6 protein-coding genes and 1 pseudogene are annotated in these 5,393 nt (G+C 56.3%); 1 reads left to right on the top strand and 6 read right to left on the bottom strand.

All coding sequences use genetic code 11. The features are described from left to right. From GOB82_RS12910 to GOB82_RS12890, 5 genes and pseudogenes are all read right to left on the bottom strand, one after another. Window positions 1-540: pseudogene (locus tag GOB82_RS12910) on the bottom strand (Hint domain-containing protein); the annotation flags it as partial. Between the two features lie 91 nt (window positions 541-631). After that, on the bottom strand, window positions 632-1,069 hold the full coding sequence (locus GOB82_RS12905) for a DUF29 domain-containing protein (RefSeq protein ID WP_194300495.1): 438 nt from the start codon (window positions 1,067-1,069) through the stop codon (window positions 632-634). Then, the gene (locus GOB82_RS12900; protein ID WP_166123703.1) at window positions 1,066-1,665 is read right to left on the bottom strand and encodes a helix-turn-helix domain-containing protein; all 600 of its coding nucleotides are present in this window, start codon (window positions 1,663-1,665) and stop codon (window positions 1,066-1,068) included. Before GOB82_RS12900 ends, GOB82_RS12905 begins: the two co-directional genes overlap by 4 nt. A 328-nt stretch (window positions 1,666-1,993) precedes the next feature. Further along, complete coding sequence (locus GOB82_RS12895) at window positions 1,994-2,530, bottom strand: replication protein (RefSeq protein WP_166123701.1); 537 nt, start codon at window positions 2,528-2,530, stop codon at window positions 1,994-1,996. After that, complete coding sequence (locus GOB82_RS12890) at window positions 2,527-2,784, bottom strand: mobilization protein (protein ID WP_006560192.1); 258 nt, start codon at window positions 2,782-2,784, stop codon at window positions 2,527-2,529. Before GOB82_RS12890 ends, GOB82_RS12895 begins: the two co-directional genes overlap by 4 nt. A 214-nt stretch (window positions 2,785-2,998) precedes the next feature. Between GOB82_RS12890 and mobQ the strand changes: the two genes are divergently transcribed. After that, entirely contained in the window at window positions 2,999-4,015 is a 1,017-nt protein-coding gene (gene mobQ, locus GOB82_RS12885) for a MobQ family relaxase (protein WP_338078199.1), read from the top strand. 37 nt (window positions 4,016-4,052) lie between these two features. Here the strand turns inward: mobQ and GOB82_RS12880 are convergent. Beyond that, on the bottom strand, window positions 4,053-5,393 hold a 1,341-nt coding region (locus GOB82_RS12880; RefSeq protein ID WP_166123699.1), incomplete at its 5' end, for a Hint domain-containing protein.

The following is a 5,393-nucleotide window of genomic DNA, read 5'->3' as shown; positions in this document are numbered from 1 at the left end:
TGTAATTTCAATTGTAGATCCTGCTTTACCAAATCCGGTTATATTGCTAAATGTTAAGAGTGTAAGACTAGAAGATGGATTTATTAATAGTGTACCTCCACCATCTCCAAAAGTAATTCTTTGTCCTGACAAGGCTGTAATTGTACTAGTGCTCCCATCAATACTTCCCATATTGAGGGTTCCACCGTTTTCTATGGTATAAGTAGATCCGCTTAGAGCCGAAATTCCTCCTGATCCTGTTATATTAATTGTTCCACCGTTAGCAATAAATGATGATCCAGTTAGGAGACCTATTAAAGATGACCCTACATCTACTGTAACATTTGCGCTGTTTTCAGATTGAACAATATATGGGTTAACTGCATTTAGTAAGGCAGGAGCGAAAGAAATGGAGGCCGTGACATCGCTTCCGGAGAAAACAGCTTCACCGCCACCACTTGATACAAGACCAGTATAAACTGTTGGAAAAAGCTGATAACTACCGCTTGTTGTAATTGGATTGCTTGTATTGTGAATGTAAGAGTATATTGCAGTTGACATTGTAATCTCCACTATAAATATAGAACATAGAGAACCAATAGGTTCGCATCATTGGCATGCGATTTCAGCAAGCAACGGCTGGTCTTAGAGGTTAGGCTTCAGGCCAGAAATTTTCATCCATCATCTGATTGAACAGCCATGGGCAGGTTGATGGAAACGTGTTCTCGGACAATCCCGTCTCTAGTGCAGCGTCACGACGAGCGCGACGATAGGCGGTTTCCACGCTGGCTTCCAGCACGCTCCGCAGGCTCGGATTGTCAGCCAGATGGTCGGTGAGTGCATCACGGGTATTGGCAATCGAGAGACGCCATGAAGCACCACGGCGCATAGGCTGGAACTCCCATTTGAGCAGGTGGAGAAGCAGCACGGTCAGACGGCTGATGAGCTTACGCTTCTCGGATTTTCCCATGCTCTCGATTTCCTCGGCGATGTGTTCAAGGTCTGCCTTGGATAGTTTCCCGGCGCGCAGCAGTCCGGCCTGCTCGTTGGTCCATGCGTAAAAATCATGGTCGTAAAGTGTGCTACTCATGATGCCCCCCCTTGGAGAAGTTCGAGTTGCATGGGAGGCCGGGTTTCCGCGGCCTGTGCCTTGCGGACGTCCAGTGAGCCGTTCCATGCCACGTGCGGGTTGATGAAATACACGGCCATTCCTCGGCCTTGTAAGCCTTCAATCCTGCGGCGTTCACGGCGGATTACGCCCATTTTTTCCAGTGTGCCCATGATTGTGCTGACATGTTTGGGGGCGCATCCGATCCGTTCAGCGAGCTGATCGCGGGTGAGCAGCACCTCGCCGGTGTCCTGCCGGAGATTGAGCAGCACCAGATCGAAGGCGTGGCGCACCTGATTGGGACGGTCGTCAGATGGTAACTCGCGAATGGCGTCCCAGATCGTGGCGGTCTGCATACGGCTCAACATGGTGAAACCTCCCGGCCAAAGCCCTTCGGTGGTGTCTGGTCGCGCAGCTTTCTGGAGCGCGTAAGTAGCCCGTGAGATGGCTATACGCGCCTCTCCGGGCAAATGCTTCAGGAGTTCTTCGGACAGGAGCGAGAGCTGCTCGGCGGCTTGTGCCGCTTCCTCCTGTCCGGATCGCTGCGGCTTGGTGGTGAGGCGCACAATCTGGGCCATGTTTCGCTCCCTGTGGAGAACCCGTTTTTAAGTCCCGGAATCCGGGATCAATTAGTCCCAGAATCCGGGACTTAAAACAAGCCATTTCTTTAGGTTTTCTGCGGGGTGTGGCGATCCCTAAGAAAGAGAAAAGAATCTAATCCCCCTGTTGTCCCCCCTTTTTGTGGTGGAAAACTGCCATTTCGGGGTCTGTTCGGCGCCCTGCGGGCGGGCTACGCCGCTCCCGCTCCGCGCTCGCCCGGACCCTGTAAGGCCGGCAGAATCGGGCGAGAGAAAATGGCTCAGGAAGCGATGAGGGGGCTGGCCGGCTTTCCCATCCCGGTGACGGTCAGGGGATATACCAGCCGCTAAGGTTCCCTTTGGCGTCCAGTTTCGGGAAGCAGACTGTCCGACCCTTCTGGCGTTCCATGGTCCAGCCGTCCCCCTTGCACAGGGCCAGCATATCGAGGCTCCCAAGCTGATCGAGGCCATAGGCCCGCTGTCCGGCCGGGGTGTTCGCCCAGCTCGCAGCCGCCTCCTGATTCCGGGCTTTCTGGTATCCTTCCGCGTGCCCGATTTCCCATCCGGACCGCTGACCAAAGAAATATCCCCCGCCAAACGCCATCAGAACGATCAGGAAGGCTGTCAGGCCCGTCCAGAGTAGAGATGAACGTATTTCGGTCTGACTGGCCTGTAGCGCCTTCTGTGAGGCTCCTGTGGCCTGTCTGAGCGCGGTCTGCATTTCGGCCGACAGGGCGTGTTCCTGCTGGTTCCGGGTGGCCTGATCGGATCGAACGGCCCGGAGCAGGCGGTTCGTCTCCGCCATTTCCCGGCCGAGCTGGTCGAACGCGGCCAGCCCGTCATCCAGCTCGCGTTCGTCGGTCATGACCGATCAGGCTCGGGCTTCTGCCACCCCTCGAACGCCTTGTGGTCGTGGTCGCGGGTGATGCGTTTCATCAGTTCGTCAATGACCCGTCCGAAGCGTTCATCCTTCCCGGCCGCGTCGATCAGCAGGCCGCCAAGAATGACCTTGCGCCTTGTGTCCAGCTTGCGTTCCTCGGCGTTCTGTCTGGCGAGCAAAGCCTGATACCGGGCCTTGGCTTGCTCGACCTGCTGTTTTGCCTTCTCGATGGGTGTCATTTTTCCTCCCGCACCAAGTGGGTGCAATGGTCTGTTGTGATTTCCATTCCCGCGTGACCCTGTTGAGGATACCCGATTTTTCGGAAGTTTTCTTGATTCCTCGTGGAGTGCATACAACCCTTGCGACGAAGGAGTGAAGGGCGCACTTTAGCATTGTTCCAATGCGTGCGTCAGGGACGTTCCTTCCCTGAACCCTTCCTGAACGGAGCGAGTCGTGGCGATCTACCATCTGTCCGTCAAATCCATCTCGCGTTCGGTAGGTCGCAGCGTCGTGGCTGCTGCTGCCTATCGTTCCGGTCAGGAACTGACGGACGAGCGGCAGGGGCTGACGCACGACTACACCCGCAAACAGGGGGTGGAAGATGCGTTTATCGTGGCCCCGGATGGTGCGGACTGGGCGCAGGACCGGAACGCCCTGTGGAACGCGGCCGAGGCGGCCGAGAAGAGGAAGGACGCCAAGACCGGCCGGGAATACGAGCTGGCGTTACCGGCCGAGCTGGATGCGGGCGCACGGAAGGAACTGGCCCGAGATTTCGCCCGTGAACTGGTGGCGCGGTACGGGGTGGTGGCCGATGTTGCGATCCATGAACCCGGCCGGGAAGGGGATAACCGGAACCATCACGCGCATATCCTGACCACGACCCGGATGGCCGGAGAGGACGGGCTGGGGGCCAAGACGCGGGTTCTGGACGTGGCCAGCACCGCCTCGGCCGAGATCGAGCATATGCGGGGTGTGTGGGCGCGCCAGGTGAACATGGCGCTGGAACGGCACCAGGTCGAACAGCGGGTGGATCACAGGAGCTTCGAGCGCCAGGGGAGGGAGCAGGAGCCGACCCGTCACATGGGGGTGTCTGCCATGGCTCTTGAACGACAGGCGGCCCGGAAAGTTCCCGACCGGGAGCCGGTGACGGATCTCGGGAAGCAGAATGCGGAGATCCGGGAGCGGAACCGGGTTCTGGAAACGGCCCGCAAGGCCGTGGAGAAGGCGCAGGAGCTGTTCACCGGTCTTGAGAAGAAGGCACGGCTGGCGGTCGGTCTGGCCCGGAAGATCGGGCAGCGGATGGAGCTGGAGAGGGAGAGGGAAGCCGAACGACAGAGGCAGGAACTGGCGCGGCAGGCCGAGATCAGGCACCAGGAGGATATCCGGGCGGTCGAACGGGAGCATAATCTGGAAAGAACGAGGTCACGGGGAAGAGGCCGAAGCCGTGACCGAGGGTATGATCCCTGGTGATCCCCGCCTCCTCTCCTGGGAGGCGGGGATTGTCTTTTCAGGCCCGCAGAGCGGCCTTTTTTTGAACCGCATCTGTGGCCAGGTAGGGGCCTGTTTTTCTGATCTGGATAGCGATGAGGGCGACGCTGTTCGGATGACGTTCACCGAGTGGTAGCAGGCCGTTACCGGATGTCCAGCGGCAGTCTTCCCATTCCAGAGTGTTCCAGCCGTCCAACTCCCTGTCGGTCAGGTGAGCGGTAATGGTACGAGACCTGCTGCCCTCGAAAAGAGTAATGTCCCCCACAGCGACGCCGAAATAACGGCGGTCATCGACGAACGGTCCGACGACATCACTGGGTCGGCTGGCATTGGAGGCGATGCGGATGGACTGAACACCTGTCGGGATCATGAACATAATGCGTCCGTTGTGTTCACGGGCAGGGCGGATCGATACGCCGGTGTCCGTGATGAGATGGAGGTTGGCCTCCTCTGTCAGTTCGGGAGCAGCGTCTTTCTGTGTGATGCCAGCAGCGATTGCCCGGGCTTCGGCCTGCCGGAACAGAGGTTCTGCAAATTCGCGGCTGACACCAAGCGGCGCAGCAGCATCGTCCCATGTCAGATTACGGCTGCTACTTATTGAGACAACGTTCCCTTTCTGGGAGAATGCGCGACGGTTTCCGGTATCGAGGTAGCTCTCGGTGAGCATCCCGTCTGCCATGACGACCGAGTGGGCTTCGGTTTCGATATGGTAGTAGTCGTAAGACGTGATGGACTTGTCGAAGAAGATCGACCGACCGTTCACAAGCATGCGGGCCGGAACGAACTTGCCATCAAAGAACAGGCAGTGTTCCGCTGTGATCAGCATATCTTTGAATGGAACACCATCAGAAATGGCATCCTTGAGGATGCGGACCGGGTAACCCGCTTCGTCATCAGGAAGATGGGAACGAACATTGCAGTGTGCCTGACCGGTCCAGGTCACACGGCGGGGGGTCGCAACACCATCAACATACGCAATGATCTCATCATCAATGTTGAGGTCTTCAACTGCCTTCGTGCCATAGGGTGTGCTGATGAGGCTGCCGGGGAGGAAGCAAACAAGAACGGCTGTGTTTCCTAAGCTGTTTTGTGATGTTGCGCTAATATATAGGTTCCCATCGCTGGCTTGTTGATAAAGAGAATTATCTTCTGAAGTATAGTCACCATTTATTTTTATAGTTAATCCTGTATCAAATGTAATGCTTGTGGTTGTTCCATTGTATGTTGAGTTTGTAACTTTAGATGCTCCTGTAATTTCAATTGTAGATCCTGCTTTACCAAATCCGGTTATATTGCTAAATGTTAAGAGTGTAAGACTAGAAGATGGATTTATTAATAGTGTACCTCCACCATCTCCAAA

The sequence above is a fragment of the Acetobacter farinalis genome (genome assembly GCF_011516935.1).
GTDB lineage: Bacteria > Pseudomonadota > Alphaproteobacteria > Acetobacterales > Acetobacteraceae > Acetobacter > Acetobacter farinalis.
This window is presented reverse-complemented; position numbering and strand designations above follow the sequence as displayed.